Source organism: Actinophytocola sp. (assembly GCF_050699935.1).
Taxonomy (GTDB): Bacteria; Actinomycetota; Actinomycetes; order Mycobacteriales; family Pseudonocardiaceae; genus Actinophytocola.
Window position 1 is genome coordinate 20,539 of the sequence record NZ_JBOHGB010000056.1, and the last position, 18,651, is coordinate 39,189.

Genomic DNA, 18,651 nt, shown 5'->3' on the forward strand with positions numbered 1-18,651 from the left:
TCCGCCCGGACTCCACGTCGTAGAAGACGGCGACGATCACCCAGGACTCGGGCAGCGCAGCTCGGCACGTGTTGACCTGCCGCATCAGCGACTGCCGCGGATCCTGCTGGTCCTCGGTGGACGTGCGGGCCAGGACCGCGACCCGGACCTCGTCGCGAAGCAACGCCGCCGACATGCCTAGCGGCGAGACCGCGTAGTCCGACAGTCCAGATGGACCTGACACCGGTACCGGCATCCCCGCACGAGCGGGCGGAGTGGGGTCACCTGGGCGTGTCATCGGTCCCACCGTCCTCATGAGAATCCCGGTCAGGTTCTGTGTCGGCTTGTTGTCTCGCCCAGTTGAGCAGGTCACGAATGACGGCGGCGAGATTCTCGCGCAGCTGGTCACCCTCTGGCCCGCCGACGCGTTCGACCTGCCCCCAATAGCGTCGATCGCTGCCGCGTTTGCGCGGTTGATCATACCACCAAACCAGATCATCTGAGCCGAGTTCCGCCAGGTTCTCGATGGTGTCGTCGAGCGATGAGCGCGGCGACGGAATTCCGATTTCTGTCGCGTCGCCGATATCTCGATGATGTTCCGGCTCGTTTGCCGATGCGAGATCGTCCCCCATTGTTCCTCCCTGGTCGCTACATATCGCAGCGCGACGAAAGCGACCCCAGAAACCTCCGCGCACGCACCTTCTTCGGTTATGGCGGGAGGTCAGCGTGACATGGGCAGCCTCAGGGGGAGGAAGGCCACCGTCGCCGGCGCCCCACGCTGAATCCACAATATCACCGACACAGCGGTGGTTGCATATGCACACGCGACCGTTCGCTGCCAGCTGCCGCTGTGGTCAACTCGTATCCCCCGACGGGCTCCCGCCACGGCAACGAGTTGCAGTCGACAGTTAGGTCGCCGACCTCGACAGGGACATCAGCGAGTCCGACGGCGTAGTCGGTTCCGAAGGAACGGGAGGTTCACAGGCCGAGACCTGGACCATCTCGGTCGACATCACGGTGGATGTCGGCCTGCACGGTGCGCTGCTGGTAGTCGAGATCCATCTGGAGGGACTGGTCGAGCTGTCGTTCGAGCGCACCTTGCCCGTGCAGCTGTTGTCGTTCGATCGCATCGGTGCGGAGCTGGTGTTCGAAGGTGGCTTGGACCTCGGGCATGGTGTCGCGGAGCTGCTGCTCGGCCAGCAGCTCGTCACGTCGCGTGCCGGCGTCAAGCGCGGCGGTGTCCTGGCTGGTGACGCGATCGCGTAGCTGGGCCAACTCGCTTTGGTCGGCCTGGTGGGCGCGGTGCCGGTCCTGGGCGTTGCTGGCTTCGGCGCGTTCCAGGTGTTGCTGGGCGTGTCGCCACACGGTGGGGCCGCCGAGTTGGCGTTGGAGTTCGGCGGCGTGGCGGGCCAGCTCGTCAGCTTGGTCGGCGGCCCGCTGGGATGCGGCTTGGTCGGCGGCGGCCTCGGCCTGGAGTTGCTCGCGGCGGCCGGTTTGCCACCAGCGGGTGCGTTCGGCGTCGAACTCCTTGTGGGCCGCGCGTTCGGCCGCGTCGCCGGCCTGCGTGCGGGCGGCTTGCCAGCGCCGCTGGATCGCTTCGACGGTGCCCTGGCGTTCGGCGTTCACGCGGAGACGATGCAGCTCCGTGTCCAGCTTGGTGACGCGGGGACCGCGGCCCGCTTCGACCGCGGGTTCTCGCTCGGCTAGTCGCTCGCGGGTACGTTCCGCGGCCTCTCGATGTGCGGCTTGCTGCTGTTCCGCATGCCGGATCGAGCTGGTCAGTTCGGTCTCAGTGAGCCGGCCGTGCGGCCGGGTCTGCCATTGCGTGGTCATCCGCAGCCGCGCCAGCCGCTCCCGCTGCTCCTGGACCTGGCGTTCCCGGCGCTGTTCCAGGTTCTGCATGGCATGCTGGTGGGACTCTGCTCGCAGCACCTTCAACACGGTCAGGGCCGAGCTGGGCCATCAGCGTCCGCCGCTCGGCCTGCACGGCTCGGTAGGCGTTTGGGTCGCCCGCGGCTCGCGCGGCGACGGACCGGCGAACCAGCTCTCGCCAGTGCTGGCGCTGCTCGTCGGTCACCGTCACTCGCACTGGTTCTGGTTCCGGTGGCGTCGCCTGTTGTGGTTGCGGCTGGTCTGGGTAGTCGTCTGGCTGAGTGCGGTCCGGTGGGCGAACCGGCTTCGGTCGGGGTATCCGTGGCTCGGTGCGCGCGGTGGTACCGGTACCACTCACGGCTCCAGTACCGGCGGGGTCGGCCGGGGCCTGGCCGAGATCGACCAGGACCGGGCGGTCATTCACATCGTCGGCGGTGGCAGCGGCATGTTCAGCCAACGCGGCGATCACCCGGTCGGTGAGTTCCTGTTGGTTGCGGGGTGGGCCGTAGACCAGGTCCTCGCGTTCGCCTTCCAGCTCGGCCCGCGCGCCGAACAGCACGACTTGGCCCTTGTCGCGGGACAGCGATACGTAGAGGCCGGGGTTGTCCAGACCGGGGCCGTACACGAGGACGCTGCCGTGGTTGTGGCTGCCGTCCGGTCGCAGCCATTGCCCGCTCACGGTGAGTCCTTCGGCTTTGTGGGCGGTGAGGGCGTAGCCCAGTTCGAGTCCGCCCTGGGCGATGTAGCCGGGCGAGAGCACCGCACGCGACAACTCGGCGTCGTGGTCGGCCGCGGGGTCGTGCCACGCCACCTCCACGCCATCCGGAGTGACGGCGGTGACGACACCCCGGTAGCCGTTGAGCACCACGTCGCCGGCGACGGCCTGGCGGTGGCGGTCGTTGCGGCGGATCAACACCAGATCACCCACGTGGAACCGGGTTTCTCGGCCGCCGGGCAGTCGGCAGGTGGTGCCAGGACCGAGTTCGCCTCGCGCCTGCCGTACGGCCTGGGTGGTCTCGTTGATCCGGGACACCTGCTCGTTCGTCGCGGCCAACATCATCAGGCCGGCGGTCTGGGTGTGCGGGTCCGGCGCACCCGCCCGCAGACGTAGCCACGTCGACACCATCGCCGCCACGGCCTCATCCGGTGTCTCGGTACCGACGACTTCGCCGAGACGTGCCCACGTGTGCAGGGCTTCGGCGTGCCGGCCCTCGCGGAACGCGGCCAGCGCGGCGCGTTCGTCGGCCTGACGCTGCCGGCGGTTCTCGGTCAACCGCGGCCCGCTCAACAGTTGGTGCAGGTAGCCGAACATCGAGCCCACGCCGACACCACGGAGCTGCTGCGGGTCGCCGACTTCCACGATCTTCGTGCCGGCCTCGGCGGCGGCCGTGTAGAGCTTGGCCCGGTCCCGGTCGCTGGTGAGGTTCGCCTCGTCGAGCACCAGCACGTCGACCCCGGCCAGACCGTCGCGGTGGTCGATCCGCCACAACCACTGCGCCACCGTCCGCGACGGAATGCCGGACTCGGCGGCCAGGTTCTGCGCGGCCACGGCGGCGGTCGCCGCCCCGGCGACCCGGTAGCCGGCGGCCTCCCACGCCACCCGCGCCGCCGCATCAGCGTGGTCTTCCCGGTGCCCGGTGGACCCTCGACGGCCTCGACCGCCCTACCGGTGGTGACCACACGGCGCAGCACATCGCGTTGCTCGACCGAGAGCGGGAACCCTTGCGCGGTCTCCACGACGGTGACGGCCAAGTCCACCGTGGCCGCCGGCACGACGGCGCGGTCCTGTGCGTCGCTGACCGTCGGTTCGGTGGCGGCGGTCGCGGTGGCCAGGATGGTGCGTTCGGCGGCGGTCACGTCCCGTGTCGTGTAGAGCTGGCCGCCGGTCATCTGGTGTGCGCCCGCGAGCTGGGTGTGCGCGCCCGGCCCACCTACTGCGGGCTCGGCACCAGCGGCCGGGAGCGCTTCGACCTCTGGGTGTGCCAGTGCCAGGTCGACCAGGCGTTCCACGTCCTCGATCTCCGCGCCATGTGGAAGTGCGTCGGCAACGGCGGCGAGGGCGTCCAGGTGGGAGAAGCGGCGGGCGTGCGCGGTCAACCCATGCTCGGGGTCGGTGAGCTTGCCGACCAGGTCGTCCAGGCTGATGCCGAACCGCGCCTCCAGCTCGCTGTTCGCCTCGACAGGCGCGACGGTCGCACCCGTCCGGTATGTGGCGAGCACCTGGTCCATGAGCGCGTCCAGGTCCAGACCGCCACGAACAGCGTCCGCGCGCCACAACCCGCGCAGAGTGGCGTCGCTGGCGGCGGTGGTCTCCGACTTCGCCGACCGGGATTCGCGGGTGAGGATGCGGGCCTCGGCGGCGGACACGTCGGCGTTGCGGTAGCCCAACTGCTTCAGGACTGCGGAGACCTGCTTGCCCCGTTTGGAGAAGTACACGATCGCCTCGTCCGGGACCTGCGCCACCTCCCACACCCCCGTCCGCGCCGACCGGGTGAACGTGATCCCGAGTTGGCCGTGCAGGAACGCCCGAACCTGCGCCTGGGTCACCTTGTCGATCGCCGGGGCGTGCCGCATCAGATCCCGACCCCCGGCCGCGACAGTCAGCCAGCTGCCGTCCGCCGCTTTGGCCATGTTCGCGATAGTGATGTGCACATGCCAGTGCGGATCACCCACCGGGGCGTCGTCGACCGGGCGGGCGGCGCGGTGGGTCATCACCCACCCGGCAAACCCGCTCGTCTGCTCGTGCCGGGCGGTGTGCCCCTCGCCGTGCTTGCCGCGCCGCACATACGAGGTGCGGCCCTCGACCCACCCGAAGGTGCGCTCGATCGCGGCCGTGTAGCCGGCTTCGATCCGATCCACCAACTCGTCGGGCAGGAACGCCAACAGCAGGCTCGCCGACTTCGGCAAGGTGACACCGATGTCGAATCCCACGATTCCGACCGGCACCCGGCGCGGCGCCAGCCCAATCTTCGACTGCCCGTGCTGGTCGAGTACCGGTGCGCCGTCCTCGCCCAGAACAGGCTTGGGCTCGTACAGGTTGCTGTAGGTCGCGATGAGATCCACGTCCGACCACACCCGCTCAGCGTCCAGGCCGGCGGTCTCGGCCAACGCCAACGCATCGTCCACCCGCAACAGGGCAGCGTCACCGCGACGTGCGACCGCCCGGACAGCGGTGTTCCACGCCGAGCGCTGCTTCGGCTTGCCGAACAGCGCGACCGGTCATCCAGGCCGCGTTCGGCGGCCAGAACCTTCACCGCCGCCACCAGAGATCCAAGCGGCACCTTCGCATCCGCCGGCACCGCGACCTTCGGCGTGACCAGCTGCTCGCCGCTGCCCGGGTGCCGACCAGCCATGAGCGCACGGGCCAAGTCGTGCTGCTCGGTGATCAGCTCCGCGCCGGGCCTCAGCTCGTCCAGGCCGAACTCGCCCAGACCACCGCCGATCCACCGCAACGGCCGCTCCCGCCCATCCGCCCGATAGCGGAACTGGACATCCGAGCCGCACCCGTGCTGGGTCATGCCCAGCCGGTAGTCGATCTGCGCGGCAGATCCCCCATAAATCGGTGTCACATACGCCATACCGCGTCCCCCCGAACGCGCGGAACCACACCGTTCTTCGCCCTCCCCGACGAAGATCATTTCGAGTATCCCGCTAGGGATACCTTACCGAGATCCCTGGCCAGGCCGTCCCTTGCCCCTTTGCCGTGCTCGACATGGCCTTCAGGGCATGGAGCTTGTTGCTCGTGCGACTGGTGCTAAAGAGGGGGCAAGCGGCACTGGGGCACATATCGTTTCGTAGTCGACCGCTGCCTTGCCGCGGGCCGATATCGAAGTGCGGTCGCCTGACCAGACTTACGGATGAGCCTTCAGGCCGTGCGGAAACCGATAGAGGCTGTGCACGGTCTCACTCGCCACTCAACGGTGCGGCGACATGGCGGCGGAACCAGTCCACAGCTCGCGGATCGGCCGGCGGGCTCGGGACAGGCAGGCCGTGGCAATGCCCAGGGTTGGCCGGAACATCCTCAGGTTTGACGTCGAGGCCGCCGTCCACAAGTGCATCGACGTCGAGCAAGAACCCACCGCGGCTCAGGAACGGTGCCCGGACGACGCTGTCATCGACGTCGGTGTGCGTGGGTATCACCCAGACCATCGCTCCGCCGAGGCCACCCGAGAGCTGATGTACGACCCCGGCGCTGTAATAAGGACTTCGCGTTGTTCATCCACGGTTGAGGTGTGGTTGTCCCGTCCGGTCGTACGAGCTCGCCGCCTGCCTCGGCCGAGTACCGAAGCACACCTCGGCCGCATCCTTTCGAGTCGACGAGGAGGAAGCGAGCGCCGGTGAGGACGACGTGGTCGATGTTGGCGTTGGCCAGGTTGAAGAACTTACCGTTCGGTCGACGAACTTCGTTAAGTCTGACGAGGTCGTGAAATATGTGCAGCTTGTCGGGACGGCTGTCTGCCCAGCGCTGCAGAGCCTCCGCGACGACTCGCTCGAAGTACGCTCCACGGCGCGCCGCGCTCGCTGTCTCCTCGTTCGCGGCCTTTTCGACACTCGCCCCTGCACACCCGTAGATGATCGCGACGATATTTCCAATGTAACGAAGCGCGCCGACGAATTGCCAAGTTCAGGGCGTCGTTGCATCTGTGCCGGACGTTAACTCTCGGACGTGAGCGCCCCGAGATGGTCTTCGAAAGACGCGGTGAGGTTGATGAGTGCCGCTTCGCCTTTGGCAGCTGTAGCTGCGGACGGACGGCCGATGATGCCGGTTTCGGTGTAGCCGCGCATACCGGTGACGAGCAGATGCGGGCGGTGGTCCGCCTCGTGGTCGGCGGACTGGAAACCGTCGCCGACGAGTTCGGGATGGGCGTGCAGGAGGAGCGACGTCTCCAGTTCGCCGCCGTGCATGTCCGCGTGGTTGGTGGTCTCCATGCCGGCGTGTTCGCGGGCGGCCGTCCAGTCGCCGCGGCCGGGGAAGAGGGTGACTCGCGGGCCGGTCACGTTGGCCTGTTGGGTGATGTTGGACAGGACGTAGTTGCCGCCGTGGTCGTTGACCAGGACGAGCTTGTCGACGCCTGCGCGGGCGAGGGAATCGCGGATGTCGTCGACGACGGCGGTCAGGGTGGTGGCGGCGATGCTGACCGTGCCGGGGAATCCTTCGTGCTCATGGGAGCAGGAGATCGTGATCGGCGGCAGCAGGAACAACTCGTAGGTGTCGGCGATGCGCTCGGCGATCAGACAGGCGATGACCGTGTCGGTGATCAGCGGCAGGTGGTCACCGTGCTGTTCGAAGCTGCCGACCGGCAAGACCGCCATGCGGGCTCCAAGGCGGCCTACGTCGGTCGAGGTGGCCGTGGTGAGCAACTGGTGTTCTCCCTCGTGAGCGCTCATTGGCGGCCGCCAATGCCTGCCGCGGTCATGACGGCCCAGTCACCGCGACAGGGTCTCGCGGTACTCGTTGAAGACCGCCTTGACCGCGTCGGTTACCGGCAGATCGTCGTCGAGCGCTGCCCAGCCATACGCGTCATGTTCTTGCAGCACGACCGGTCCAGCGGCTGCGACGTCTACGGCGAAGTTGAACTGGCGGCTCTTCTTGCCGCTGCCGGAGGTGTAGTCGAAGCTGCCGAGGTAGTGCCGGATGACGCTGACGTCCAGGCCAGTCTCTTCCTTGACCTCCCGGATCAGTGCGGTGTCGAGCGCCTCGCCGGGCTCGACCTTGCCGCTGGGCAGTTCGAAGATGCCGCCCATGAAGTCGTCGTCGGGTCGCTGGAGCAGCAGCACCGTGTTGCCGTCGCGGACGATGCCGCCGACGACGAGTTGCTGGACTCCGTCAGCGTCGGCCTGTGCGACGAGTTCGGCAAACAGCGAGTTCTCAACCATTCCTTGTCCCCTGAAGATCACGGCGGTGCTCGACCACCTTACGGAAGCCTTCGATGTACTGCTCCACGAGCGGCATGTCCTCTTCGCGGTGCCAGACAGGCAGCTTGAGGGTGTGGTGGTGGACTTGCTCGGCCACCGGAAACTGCCCACGGCGGAAGCGCAGCTGGGCACGCGCCGGATGATGCGGGAAGAGCGCGTCTGTATGTCCGAACAGCGGCAGCTGATTCACCGGACGGGTGGAGCCTGGCCGATCCACCTCACGCAGTCCCTCGGCAAGAAGCGCTTGATGAACACGTTCGATCGGGATGCCGTCGAGTTCGTCCGGCACGTAGATCAGCGGCAGGCCGTACCACGCCGGCTGTGCGTCAGCGGGGATCGTCGGCACGGCGATGCCAGGCAGCTGGCCGAGCTGGTCGCGTAGGTACTCGGCGATCGCCGCTCGCCCTGCCAGGTAGCCATCCAGTTGGCCGAGTTGATCCAGCGCGATCCGGGCGGCCAGCGGGTGGATGCGGAACTTCAACCCCATGCCGGTCACCGCGTACTGGTGCAGTGGATGGTCCGCTGGGATCTCGTTTCGGCACCGCTTGTTGTAGTGGCCGTGGAGCAGCAGCCGGTAGTAGACCTCGTCGTTGTCAGTCAGGGCGAAGCCGCCTTCGCCGGCGGACAGCGGTTTCGGTCCGTTCATCGAGAAGGCGCTGACGCGACCGAACGTGCCGACCCTGCGTCCGGTGACGGTCGCGCCGTGGGCATGTGAGGCGTCCTCCAGCAGCGCCAAGCCATGCGCATCGGCGAGAGCCTTCAGGCCGTTCACGTCGGCCGGGATTCCCCAGAGGTGGGTCACCATGATGGCCACCGTCCGCTCGGTGATCCGGTTGGCCACGTCCTCGACCGACACGTTGCCGGTTTCGTCGCTGTCGGCCAGTACCGGCACGGCGCCGAGGTGCAGCAGCGGTGTGGCGGTGGCGAAGAACGTGTAGGCCGGGACGATCACCTCGTCGCCGGGTTCGACGAGCGCGGCGGCGTAGCTGGAGTGCAGCGCCGCGGTGCCGGAGCTGGCGAGCACGGCGTGCCGAACGCCGAAGTAGTCCCGGAGCGCATCTTCCAGATCGGCGATGACGCCGGAGCGGTCGTAGACGGAGATGCTGGTGTCGAGCTGGTCGACCACGGCCTTGGTGGTGGCGTCGGTGAGCGGCGGCCAGCTGAAGTGCCGTCCGCCGGCCGGGATGACGGGCGGTCCGCCGAGCAGCGCGAGGGGCGAGTTCACAGCAGCTCCTTGGGGTTGACGTAGGCGTGGGTGCGGGCAGCCTCGTAGCAGGCGGCGATGAAGCTGAGGTGGGCGATGTTTTCCTTGGGGCCGCTCATGTTCGGCCGCAGTCCTTCGATGACGCGGCAGAAGTAGTTGACCTGTGAGGCCGCAGCGGACGGCCAGGCTTGTTCGCGGGCAAGGGATTCCAGGACCTCGCCGTCGTTGCTGAGCCGGCGGATGCGGCCGCGTTCCAGGTCGACGATTCCCCGGCTGCCGACGAGGCGGATCTGTTCGGCCTTCGGTCCGATGAAGCGGGACAGGAGCAGTGAGCCGTAGAGGCCGCTGTCGTAGCTGAAGTGGATGAGCGCGGTGTCTTCGGCATCGTAGTTGCGGTCCGGGCGGGCGCTCATCGACATGTCGCAGAGGACCCGGTCCGGCAGGCCGAAGTACCAGAGCAGCATGTCGATGACGTGGTAGCCCATGTCGATGATGCAGCCGCCGCCGGCCTTGGCCGTCCGGCCGCGCCAGCCATCGGACGGATCGCTGATGTGCAGCGTGTAGGCGGCGTTCACCACGAACGGCGTGCCGATCTGGTCGGCGAGCTGGGTGAAGCTGGTGTAGATCGGGTTGAAGCGCCGCTGCAGCGTGACCATGAGGTGGACCTTGGCCTGCTCGCACCGGTCGGCCAGATCGGTGGCCTCGGCGAGTGTGGTGGCGAACGGCTTCTCCTTGAGGATGTGGATGCCGTGTTCGGCGGCCGCCTCGATGACGTCGCGGCCGACGTGGTGCGGCACGCAGACCACGACGAGGTCGAGCTGCTCGGCGCGGAACAGCTCGCGGAAGTCGGTGTAGCCAGCGACCCGCAACTTGTACTGCTGCTCGCGAACGACTTCGGCGTCGTCGTCGCAGACGGCCACCAGCTCGGCGCCGTCGGACGCCAGCAGGCCGGGGATGTGGTCTTCCCGTGCCTGCTTGCCGAGGCCGACGACGGCCGCGCGCAGCTTCATCTGGGGGTCCTTGCGGTGGAGCGCGGATGTGGTCGGGAACGTGAGGAGTTCGGCCATGGTGCGGCTCGCCTTTCTACGAAGCACCGGAATGCCAAGTACGGACCAGGTCAAGGACTTGCGTCACCCCTTCCGAGAGCGGACGGCTGTTGTCGACGACGAGAAAGCGCGCCGGCGCGCCGGCGATGAGCTGGCGAATGATCTGCTCGCGAGCCGCGAAGACGTCGAGGTCCTCCTGGCTCACCTGGTGAGCGCGGTCTTCGCCGAACCGGTCCGGCCGCTTCCGGATGCGCGCGAGCCGGACGCCGAGCGGCGCGTCGACGTAGACCGTCGCCGCGGGCGGGGAGCGCAGCTCGCTGAGCAGCCCGCTGAGCCACCGCATGGCTCGCGTCGGCGAACGCTCGCTGGCCTGCATGAGGAACTGCGCCTGGGTAAAGAACACGGTGTCGAGGTGCCGGTCCTTGAGCACGACGTAGCCCGCCTGGATCGCCGGCGTGATGACTCGCTCGTCGAGGTAGTACAAGTCGGACACGATCTCCAGCGCGCGAATGCGGGCCGTGGCCGGCTCGCCGAGTACCGGCCGAAGGAACTTGTCGCGGGCCAGTGTCTCAAGTAGACGCTGGCCGTACGGGCTGTCCGAGAACTCGTCCACCGTGATCGCCGGAACGCCCAGCCTGGTGAGCGCCGTGTAGGTGGCACGCAGCAGCGACGTCTTGCCGGACCCGTCCTGACCTTCGAAGGTGATCAGCATCAGTCGCCGTCCGATCCGAGCCGGCGCAAGCCCTCGAGCACCCGCTTCAGCAGGGCGGGGTCCGGCGCGCCGAGGGGCGGTTCGTCGTCGGCGATCGGTGTGACCCGTCGTGCGATGCGCCGCGGTAGCGCCGGCAGCACGTTCGGCGTGTCGAATGTCAGCGACGTCGCGCACCACACGGCACGCTGGCCGGAGGGGAACAGCTCGAAGCCCCAGTCGTCGGCCATCTGCACCGCGTACAAACGGCCGAGCCGGGAATGTGGGGCTTCGCGGCTGCGGTCCCACACTTCGACCATGGCGCGGTCGGGCATGAAGCGAAGCCGCACCACCAGCAGTCGGAGTCGCATGACCGCGTCCCCGTCGAGCGGTCCCATCTCGGAGACACCGGTCGTCACGACCGAGTGGATCACCAAGGCGTCGGTGATCTCCTCCATGGCCGCCGTCGACCGCGCATCGAGCTGCAGGCGCAGCGCCGCGCTGCGGACCAACAGGCGGGCGCAGCTCACGGCGCTCGGCAGCGCGGCCAAGGTCAGTTCGCTCCGCTGCTCCCATTCCGGACGCGGGGTTTCGTTCATGGATTCCGCCTGTGGCCTTTCGGCGAGCGCGGCCGTCACGGCGACTCCTCGAGCGAGGGGTACATGACCAGTACCCGCACGCCGGTCTGCGACTCGAGCAGGTCCTTCATCGCCAGCTGTACGCCGGGAAAGTGCGCCAAGTGCCGAAGCGACGGCACCAGGACGTGGGCGGCCTGGCCGGATCTGAGCGCGTCGGTCAGCTCCGCCAGCGCGGCGGTGTGAATCGGGCTGTCGTCTACAAAGGTCCGCAGCAACGTGAAGCCCTCGCGCCGCGCGTAGTTAGCCAAGGCGCGCCGCAACTGCTCGATCTCGGTGGCCGGCATCAGCGGGCCGACGCGGAGGTAACCGAAGAGCGGCCGGTCCGCCCGCTCGATGTGGTGGCCGGGCTGGCGACGGGGGTCGGGGTATCCGGCGTCGTCAGCCCGGCCGGTCTCGGAAGCCACGTCAGATCCCGGCCAGGTGATGCTCGGCCAACGCGGCCGGGTGCACGGCCACGCCGCCCTGCAGGCCATGCAGCGGCCGTGGTCGTCGGTGTGCTCCAGCAGGATGGCGGCGGCGATGGCGGGAACGCCGGCGATCGGGTCGAGCGCAAGATCGCCACATGGCGGCGTTTCTGCTGGTCTTGGGCTGGTCACGGCCAAACCTCCGTTGCTCCCTGGCCGGGTGGGCGGCTACCTTGGAGCCAACCGGCCGTAACCGGCCGGTTCCAGAGCGCCAAGGAGGCGTCGACCGGGCGCCAACAGGGCGTTGACCCGCTTGACCTGCAGAAACAGCCGCTGGGGGCGGTCAAGAAGGAGGCGACAGCGTGGCGACCAAGCGGCACCGCCTCGCGCAGCGTCGCGTCGCGCTCGGCTTCACCCAGGAACAGTTGGCCGAACGCCCTCGACGTCGATCCCAGCACCGTCCGGCGCTGGGAAAGCGGCGTCAGCGAGAAGGGCCCGCTGCCCTGGCTGCGACCGAAACTGGCGCAGTGCCTCCAGGTGTCGATCGAGCAACTCGACGACCTGCTGACCGAAGACACGCACCACAGCGCGGCCGACGACGAGCGGCTGGCCTACGCCCTCCAACATCCCGGCAGCGTCGACCTGGTCGCCGTCGCCCGGCTCCGCGAGCAGGTCCGCGCCCTCGACGAGCGCTACGACAGCGCCCCGTCGACGTCGCTGCTGGCCGAGACGGGCCAGTGCCTCGGCAAGGTCGCCTTCCTCCGCGCCCACGCCCCCACCAACCGTGTCCGCCGCGAGCTGTGGGCGGCCGAAACCGAGAGCGCCACGCTGATGGGCCAACTCGTCTGGGACGCCTCCCAGCGCCGAGACCACGCCACGGCCAACGCCTACTTCGACCAAGCCGTCACCGCGGCCCGCCAGCTCAACGACCCAGTGGCCGAGAGCCTTGCCTTGCTACGCAAGAGCTTCGTCGCGCTCTACGGCGAGAAAGACCCGGTCGCCGGCCTGACGCTCACCCGGCAGACTGCCGACACCGCCAGCGGCGTGAGCCACGTCCTGGCTGGCCTCGCCGTCCTTCACACGGCCGAAGCGCATGCCATGCTCGGCCAGCAGCGCGAGTGCGAACAGGCGCTCGCTGACGCAGACGGGTACTTCGACCAGGTCGACGACGCCGACGTCGCGCTGGACCTGTTCTCGCCGACGCAACCGGGCCGGCTCGCCGGCTCCTGCTACCTGTTCCTCGACAGGGCCAAGCACGCCCAGCCCATCCTCGAAGCCACCGCCGACGAGCTGCGCGACCGGTCGAAGTCGCAGGCCATCGTGCTGGGCAACCTGAGCCTCGCACTCCTGCGCCAAGGCCAGCCAGACCAAGCGGTTGCCGTGCTGCACCAAGCGATCGACGTCGTCGAGCAGACCTGGGGCGGCGGCGGGCTCAACATCATGTTCGATGCCTGCCGCGAGCTGCGACCATGGAGGCAAGCGCCCGCGATGCAAGACGTCTACGACCGCGTGATGGCGCTGATGGCCTCGACCTAAGAGGAGCCGGCGTGACCGACGTGGACCAGGCGAAGCAGGCGGCCCGCGAACGCATGTGGTCGCTGCTGGAACAACAACAGGCCGTCCCGCCCGGCGTGCATGGCCGCATCCCGTCATTCTTCGGCGCGGACTGCGCCGCCAACTGCCTCGCCGAGTTGTCCGAATGGCAGGCCGCCGGCGTCGTCAAGGCCGTCCCCGACGCCGCACAGGAGCCGGCGCGTGCTCTGGCACTCCGCGAGGGCAAGCTCCTCTACATGGCGGTGCCCAAACTCGCCGAGCCGCTGCCGTTCTACCTGCTCGATCCGGCAAACCTCCCGGTGTCTCCCGAGGAAGCCGCCGCCAAGAACGTCGCAGCGCAGATCGCGCGCCAGGTCGGTGTCGACGAGATGGAGCCGGTCGATCTGATTGTCTGCGGCAGCGTCGCGGTCAACCGCCAGGGCGTCCGCATCGGCAAGGGCGCCGGCTACTCCGACATTGAGGTGGCGCTACTTCAGGAAGCCGGGCTGATCGGGCCCGAGACGACGATCGTGACGACCGTGCACTCGCTCCAGGTGGTCGATGACGAACTACCAGAGACCGAACACGACTTCAGCGTCGACGTCATCGTGACGCCGGACGAGGTGATCCGATGCGGGAAGCCCCGATGGCCCTGTGGATTGCTCTGGAACGACCTGAGCGCGGAGAAGATCGCGGAGATACCAATCCTTGCGGCCCGACAGCGCAAGTAGCGGGAATCCTCAGCGCAGCAACGACAGCGGATCAACGCCAAGGCAATCCGCCATGCGCTCCAACGACTTGAGGGTGAGTTTCGCTCTCCCCGCTCCAGGCCGCCCATGTAGGTGCGATGGACGCCGACCAGGTCGGCGAACGCCTCCTGGCTCAAGCCGCGCGCAGCCCATCCAGGCCCCCCGCCATGCTCGACGCCGACCTTCGGAGCGACAGCCAACCGGCTGCGGCAATAGCGGCGGCCAGAGGCGGCCTCGATTCTCATCGCCTACGACTGTCAGTGCTCTCTGCGACACTCCTAGTACACAGCTCGTCGCTGCGCACTGGGAGGTCACTCGTCATGGCAACTCGCTCCAGATCCGGCCTGCTCCTGCCCATCTTCGTCGCTGTCGGCATCGTGGCCGTCGTGGGCATCGGCCCGATCAAGAGCGCTGTCGACGACATGCTTGGTGGCGTCACCGGCTACGACACTGTCGTACTCGGCGAGGGTGAAGCGACGCTCATGGTGACCGAGAGCGCGGCACCCAACCTGGAGGACTGCACGGTCGATTCGATCCTCGCGACCAAGCAGTGTGGCGAGATCAAGCTGGTCATCTTGGACGCGGCCAAGATGCCGTTCATCGGGCGGAACATCAGCTCGGCGTGGGGCGAAGGCAAGGACTTCCAACTGCACCGGGACACGCCGCAGAGCCGGCGGGCGAAGTGGTCGGCCAGCTGTGGCAGCTTCACGCGCAGCTACCCGCTGGGCTCGTGCGACGAGTACCCGTTCGCTTCCAGCCAGGAAGGCGGCGCCGGTGCCCGTACCGAGGAGGTGCCGGATCGGGAGCAGTCCTGCCAGGGCGGCACGATCAGCCGGGCGTACGCGCTGCAGAAGATCAGCGTGGGGGACGAGTACCTGGTAGGAATTGCGCATCCGGACCGGATCGCCGCCGAGCCGTATGCCGGCGTGGACATCGCCAAGGACGCCTCATGCGCCAGCTGATCGACAAGTACGCCTGGATCCAGGAGTACGACACCCTTGCCTGGACCGTGGCCGTCATCCAGGGGCGCACCGAGCCGGACGTCATCGCCGTCTACGGCGGCGATCCGGCCGAGTCACTCGAGTCACGGCCGTTCGACGATGCCATCGTTCCGGACGAGGACTTCGGCACCTGGTTCTACCTGCAGACCGTCACCGCCGACACGGCCGTGGTGGCCATCGAGAACAACGGCTGGACGGGCACCGTGCCCGAGATCGCCCGTCGCGCCACGGCGGCTGGCGGCAGGTTCTGCAGCGTCCACTGGAACGTCGAAGGCCGCTGGCGCATCGTCCAGGCCAACGACGGACAGGTGACGGCCTGTTTCGACGTGTCCATGGCGGCCGACGGCATGGACACGTTCGACAAGCTGCCGGCTTGGCTCGACGACGCCGACCTGTCCGACGACAGCCTCGACGCCACCTGCCTGGCCATCCTCGAGCAGCAGACCGGCCTGGCATTCGAGCCGAGTTGGCTAACGGTCCCACTGCCGACCTACCGGATACCGGACCCGGATGTGCTACTCAAGGACGTCGAGAACGCACGGTTGCCGTAACAGCCTCCAATGGGTCGCGCCACACCTGACGCCTCGCGCGTAGCGCAACCCAGCCTGTGGAGGATCAAAGTGGACGATCATCTGCGACTTCGCAGCCGCTCATTTCGTCTTCGAGCTCGCGAACCCTCAGCTCCCGCTGCCGACGAGTCGGTCGTGGCGGAGGCACGGGTGCCGTGATTCGGGGCGCTGGCTCCTTCACGCGGCCGATCGATTCATACGCAACGATGCAGGCCGGATCTGTGCCTGTCGAGCCCGTGATGGGACAACCTGCGGCCGCCCCAGAGGCAAGTCAACTACCTGTCTTCCGGGGAAAGAGGGTTTCCGCTGCCACCTCTCGGGTCTTCGCGTCTGCGTCGTGGTCATCGGCGTAGACGATCTCCACAAGCTCGTGAAGTAGCCAGATCAGCCGTATCGCCCCATGGGTCAGTAGGACAACGCCCAGTTCGAATAGCCAGGGGGCGGCACCCTTGCCTGAGGTCACCTGTGTAGCGGCAGCCACAATCCCTAGCAGGGTGGCGAGGAACGGTTCGATGACGACGGTCATCCACGACCGATGTAGGGCCTTACCAGCAGCGAAACGGAACTGCCGAATGCGTCCTGCTTCGGAGCCAATGGTGAAGACGATGATCACGCCGGCGAAACCCGCGACGATCGCCGCTGCGGCGGCGAGACCGAGGTAGAGCGTTACGGCTGTGCCAGTGTTCGGCTCCAGCCCGATGCTCTTGTAGGGGTTAAGCGCGGGCAGAAGGACCGTCGCCAACGCTGCATGAGTTGCGACGAGTAGGGCCAGGCTCAGCGCGACCTGTGTGGGGCGGTCGGCAACCCAGCTGGTCAGCACGAACCAGGCGGTCTTCAATCGACCGAGCAGCCTTCTGCTGCGGGTGACAGAGGCGTTGCCCATCGTTACTCCTCAGCGCCGCCGGTCCTCGTTCGCCGGCTGAGCGGCTGGCTACGAGAACTCCTTCCGGAACGCTTCGATCGCCTCATTGATACCAGTCAGCACCGACAATTCTGAGGGCTGCTCATCGCGCTTGATGTCGAACTTCTGAGTCGAGGTGAACTGCTGCTTGATCAGGTCGTACTGCTTGCGGTGGAATCCATCGTCACCGTCCGGGAGCTCCAGGCTCACCCTGGCGCTGGTGACGAAGTCGCTCCGTACCCACTGTGCACCTTGTAGTAGGACCGCCTTCGTGTCGTCGTGGCCGGAACGCCGATCCAGGGTCCACCCGAGCTCGATGTCGGTTTCCTGCGACACGCGCTTGGCGGCACGGGCCGCGTCCCCGATCTCACCACCGCCCACCTCTGGCACGTCGACGTCTGAGGTCATCTTCACGCGCAGGATGGCGGCACCACGAGCTTCCGCAAGTCGTTCCGCCACGCGAGAGTTGATCACCGGGAGCAGCGTGTAGCTGTGAAGGGGCGCGCCCGGCGGCAGCATGTGGCTGAACCACGACTCCAGGGTCGTTACGCGTGGGGCCCCGATCGACATCGTGACGACCGCAACCTGGTTGGAAGCGCCGAATGGCACAACATAGGTTGGCTCGATCAGCACGGCGTCTTGATCAGTGGGCTCCAAGTCCCCGACGACCCCAGTCCGGTTGCTCAGACTGTCTGGCCACTCGGATCGCTCCCGGACACCCGCGATGTAAAAGTACGGAAGCGCCGGCTGCTTACCGGTGCGGCTCTCGCCATGGGTCAGACGTCCTCGGATGCGAGCCTGTCGGCCCGCGGCAGATAGCGACTTCACGTGCTCGGCCATCAACTGCCAGAAGTCAGATGAAACCGGCACGGTCGACGCGCCGTTGCCTTCCTCACGAACCCCAAGCAGCTCGTAGAAGCGCACGACCTTACGGAGCATGTCTCTCACTTCCCCCACCAGCTCCAGGCAGCAGCAACCTTCCTTGCTTATCACGTCAGAGATCGGAGCGCTACGCCCTCGACATGACTTACTGCACTCCGTGCACGGCCTCCCTCGTTGGATCTCCCCGAACTGCTCGGGTTCGTCGAGCTGACTCGCTCGACTCCAGACGGCCAAACGTGTCTTGGGCCGTCATAGGACAGGGGCAACCGCGAACATGTACGTGCGTCGATGAGGAGTCAGGTCAACCTCTGGTCGTCCGACCAGAGCGAGGCCAGCTCAGTCCCGTCGGTCCCCAAACCAAAGGCAGGCGCCCCGCTTGGCCAGCTCCTGCTTGCGTTCTTCGTAGTCAGGCATGACGCGAGCGAGCAGCTGCCAGAACGCAGGGCCGTGGTGAGGCTCGCGCAGATGTGCGAGTTCGTGCGCCAACACGTAATCGACGAGTGGCGGTGGCAGCTGGAGCGTCGCCCAGTGGATGCGCACGCGCCGTCCCGCCGTGGCGCTTCCCCACTTGTAACCGAGGTCGGCCACCTCGATTGGCCCTGCATCGACTCGTATTCGCTCTGCCCATGTCTTTGAGCGAGGTCGCAGCCAAGTCTCGCCACAGCGCTGGTACCAGGCGATCAGACTCGCTTCCCCGACTTCGAAGAGGCGCCGAGGTAGGACGAGTCGCCCGCGCTCAAGGCGAACCGCTCCCTTCACGTCGTCGATCTTCAGTCGATGGCTGCGACCCAGGTATAGAAAGCCTTCGCCGTCGACGAGTTCCTTGGTGATGGGCTCGTGCTGCAGGACTTCCTTCTCCACCAGCTTGCGGTAGACCCACTCGCGTTTCGATGCCAGGAATTGCTGCAGTTCCTCGGTCGCCACGTCATCGGCGGCCTTCAGACGCAACGATCCGTCGACTTCAATGGTGAGCCGAGCCTTGCGGCTGCTGCCGCCAATCTCGACCGGTACGCACAGGTCGTCAAGCCGGAGGACGTCGGTCACTAGTGCACCCTCTTCCGTGCAGGCTCGCTAAGGGGGCTTGTGGTAGGAACTAGGCGGAAGTCGGGGTGACGGCCTGCGTCGGTCGCCCTTCGAGGGCCTTCATGACACTGCCGCCCCCGGCTTCCCCGGAACCGTGAAGCGATGACAAGGGGACGCGCCATCGAGCGCCGGTTAGTGACCTCTCCGCTGTCGGTTCCCTCGCCTCCGTCTGGCTCCTGCCCCGGA

The 18,651-nt window shown here is 67.4% G+C and carries 18 protein-coding genes and 2 pseudogenes; 4 read left to right on the plus strand and 16 right to left on the minus strand.

From position 1 onward, the window contains the following. Positions 1–260: 260 nt before the first annotated feature. The 12 genes and pseudogenes from ACRDTB_RS19175 to ACRDTB_RS19230 all read right to left on the minus strand — a co-directional run bounded on the left by ACRDTB_RS19175 (position 261) and on the right by ACRDTB_RS19230 (position 11,747). The gene (locus tag ACRDTB_RS19175) at positions 261–611 is read right to left on the minus strand and encodes a hypothetical protein (protein ID WP_431432099.1); all 351 of its coding nucleotides are present in this window, start codon (positions 609–611) and stop codon (positions 261–263) included. Between the two features lie 346 nt (positions 612–957). Beyond that, positions 958–1,920 carry a hypothetical protein gene (locus tag ACRDTB_RS19180; protein ID WP_431432101.1) on the minus strand — a complete coding sequence of 321 codons (963 nt, stop codon included), beginning with the start codon at positions 1,918–1,920 and terminating at the stop codon, positions 958–960. A 1,144-nt stretch (positions 1,921–3,064) separates the two neighbouring features. Beyond that, positions 3,065–4,977, minus strand: a pseudogene (gene mobF, locus ACRDTB_RS19185) (MobF family relaxase); the annotation flags it as partial. Between the two features lie 777 nt (positions 4,978–5,754). After that, positions 5,755–6,000: a hypothetical protein gene (locus ACRDTB_RS19190; RefSeq protein WP_431432102.1), complete on the minus strand. Its 246-nt coding sequence runs from the start codon at positions 5,998–6,000 to the stop codon at positions 5,755–5,757. Next, the gene (locus ACRDTB_RS19195; protein WP_431432131.1) at positions 5,963–6,445 is read right to left on the minus strand and encodes a nuclease-related domain-containing protein; all 483 of its coding nucleotides are present in this window, start codon (positions 6,443–6,445) and stop codon (positions 5,963–5,965) included. The genes ACRDTB_RS19190 and ACRDTB_RS19195 overlap by 38 nt, the downstream gene beginning before the upstream one ends. A gap of 59 nt (positions 6,446–6,504) precedes the next feature. Continuing rightward, positions 6,505–7,212, minus strand: coding sequence for a creatininase family protein (locus tag ACRDTB_RS19200; RefSeq protein ID WP_431432104.1), 708 nt, complete (start codon positions 7,210–7,212; stop codon positions 6,505–6,507). 66 nt (positions 7,213–7,278) lie between these two features. Then, the gene (locus ACRDTB_RS19205) at positions 7,279–7,728 is read right to left on the minus strand and encodes an NUDIX domain-containing protein (RefSeq protein ID WP_431432106.1); all 450 of its coding nucleotides are present in this window, start codon (positions 7,726–7,728) and stop codon (positions 7,279–7,281) included. Further along, positions 7,721–8,893 carry a DegT/DnrJ/EryC1/StrS family aminotransferase gene (locus ACRDTB_RS19210; protein ID WP_431432108.1) on the minus strand — a complete coding sequence of 391 codons (1,173 nt, stop codon included), beginning with the start codon at positions 8,891–8,893 and terminating at the stop codon, positions 7,721–7,723. Before ACRDTB_RS19210 ends, ACRDTB_RS19205 begins: the two co-directional genes overlap by 8 nt. Before the next feature lie 95 nt (positions 8,894–8,988). Beyond that, positions 8,989–10,038: a Gfo/Idh/MocA family protein gene (locus ACRDTB_RS19215; protein WP_431432110.1), complete on the minus strand. Its 1,050-nt coding sequence runs from the start codon at positions 10,036–10,038 to the stop codon at positions 8,989–8,991. Between the two features lie 16 nt (positions 10,039–10,054). After that, on the minus strand, positions 10,055–10,729 hold the full coding sequence (locus ACRDTB_RS19220) for a dTMP kinase (protein ID WP_431432112.1): 675 nt from the start codon (positions 10,727–10,729) through the stop codon (positions 10,055–10,057). Further along, entirely contained in the window at positions 10,729–11,343 is a 615-nt protein-coding gene (locus tag ACRDTB_RS19225) for a hypothetical protein (protein WP_431432113.1), read from the minus strand. Before ACRDTB_RS19225 ends, ACRDTB_RS19220 begins: the two co-directional genes overlap by 1 nt. Further along, entirely contained in the window at positions 11,340–11,747 is a 408-nt protein-coding gene (locus ACRDTB_RS19230; RefSeq protein ID WP_431432115.1) for a recombinase family protein, read from the minus strand. Before ACRDTB_RS19230 ends, ACRDTB_RS19225 begins: the two co-directional genes overlap by 4 nt. A gap of 78 nt (positions 11,748–11,825) precedes the next feature. Between ACRDTB_RS19230 and ACRDTB_RS19235 the strand changes: the two genes are divergently transcribed. Continuing rightward, on the plus strand, positions 11,826–13,283 hold the full coding sequence (locus tag ACRDTB_RS19235; RefSeq protein ID WP_431432117.1) for a transcriptional regulator: 1,458 nt from the start codon (positions 11,826–11,828) through the stop codon (positions 13,281–13,283). Between the two features lie 53 nt (positions 13,284–13,336). Beyond that, positions 13,337–14,011, plus strand: coding sequence for a 5-formyltetrahydrofolate cyclo-ligase (locus ACRDTB_RS19240; protein ID WP_431432133.1), 675 nt, complete (start codon positions 13,337–13,339; stop codon positions 14,009–14,011). Between the two features lie 80 nt (positions 14,012–14,091). Here the strand turns inward: ACRDTB_RS19240 and ACRDTB_RS19245 are convergent. Continuing rightward, positions 14,092–14,274, minus strand: a pseudogene (locus ACRDTB_RS19245) (helix-turn-helix transcriptional regulator); the annotation flags it as partial. Between the two features lie 75 nt (positions 14,275–14,349). Between ACRDTB_RS19245 and ACRDTB_RS19250 the strand changes: the two are divergent. Next, entirely contained in the window at positions 14,350–14,991 is a 642-nt protein-coding gene (locus ACRDTB_RS19250; protein WP_431432118.1) for a NucA/NucB deoxyribonuclease domain-containing protein, read from the plus strand. Beyond that, positions 14,979–15,581, plus strand: coding sequence for a DUF6461 domain-containing protein (locus ACRDTB_RS19255; RefSeq protein ID WP_431432120.1), 603 nt, complete (start codon positions 14,979–14,981; stop codon positions 15,579–15,581). Before ACRDTB_RS19250 ends, ACRDTB_RS19255 begins: the two co-directional genes overlap by 13 nt. 289 nt (positions 15,582–15,870) lie before the next feature. Here ACRDTB_RS19255 and ACRDTB_RS19260 read toward each other — a convergent pair whose 3' ends face one another. The 3 genes from ACRDTB_RS19260 to ACRDTB_RS19270 form a co-directional block, all read right to left on the minus strand. Then, positions 15,871–16,482, minus strand: coding sequence for a hypothetical protein (locus ACRDTB_RS19260; protein WP_431432122.1), 612 nt, complete (start codon positions 16,480–16,482; stop codon positions 15,871–15,873). Positions 16,483–16,530: 48 nt separating this feature from the next. After that, positions 16,531–17,424, minus strand: a complete 894-nt coding sequence (locus tag ACRDTB_RS19265; protein ID WP_431432124.1) for a hypothetical protein — start codon at positions 17,422–17,424, stop codon at positions 16,531–16,533. 294 nt (positions 17,425–17,718) lie between these two features. Then, complete coding sequence (locus ACRDTB_RS19270) at positions 17,719–18,426, minus strand: SprT family zinc-dependent metalloprotease (protein WP_431432126.1); 708 nt, start codon at positions 18,424–18,426, stop codon at positions 17,719–17,721. Positions 18,427–18,651: the final 225 nt, after the last annotated feature.

What these genes read in the sequence shown, in the direction of transcription:
- ACRDTB_RS19215 (WP_431432110.1), bottom strand. Translation starts at nt 10,038, where the DNA reads ATGGCCGAACTCCTCACGTTCCCGACCACATCCGCGCTCCACCGCAAG.
- ACRDTB_RS19250 (WP_431432118.1), top strand. Translation starts at nt 14,350, where the DNA reads ATGGCAACTCGCTCCAGATCCGGCCTGCTCCTGCCCATCTTCGTCGCT.
- ACRDTB_RS19190 (WP_431432102.1), bottom strand. Translation starts at nt 6,000, where the DNA reads ATGGTCTGGGTGATACCCACGCACACCGACGTCGATGACAGCGTCGTC.
- ACRDTB_RS19240 (WP_431432133.1), top strand. Translation starts at nt 13,337, where the DNA reads ATGTGGTCGCTGCTGGAACAACAACAGGCCGTCCCGCCCGGCGTGCAT.
- ACRDTB_RS19255 (WP_431432120.1), top strand. Translation starts at nt 14,979, where the DNA reads ATGCGCCAGCTGATCGACAAGTACGCCTGGATCCAGGAGTACGACACC.
- ACRDTB_RS19260 (WP_431432122.1), bottom strand. Translation starts at nt 16,482, where the DNA reads ATGGGCAACGCCTCTGTCACCCGCAGCAGAAGGCTGCTCGGTCGATTG.
- ACRDTB_RS19175 (WP_431432099.1), bottom strand. Translation starts at nt 611, where the DNA reads ATGGGGGACGATCTCGCATCGGCAAACGAGCCGGAACATCATCGAGAT.
- ACRDTB_RS19205 (WP_431432106.1), bottom strand. Translation starts at nt 7,728, where the DNA reads ATGGTTGAGAACTCGCTGTTTGCCGAACTCGTCGCACAGGCCGACGCT.
- ACRDTB_RS19220 (WP_431432112.1), bottom strand. Translation starts at nt 10,729, where the DNA reads ATGCTGATCACCTTCGAAGGTCAGGACGGGTCCGGCAAGACGTCGCTG.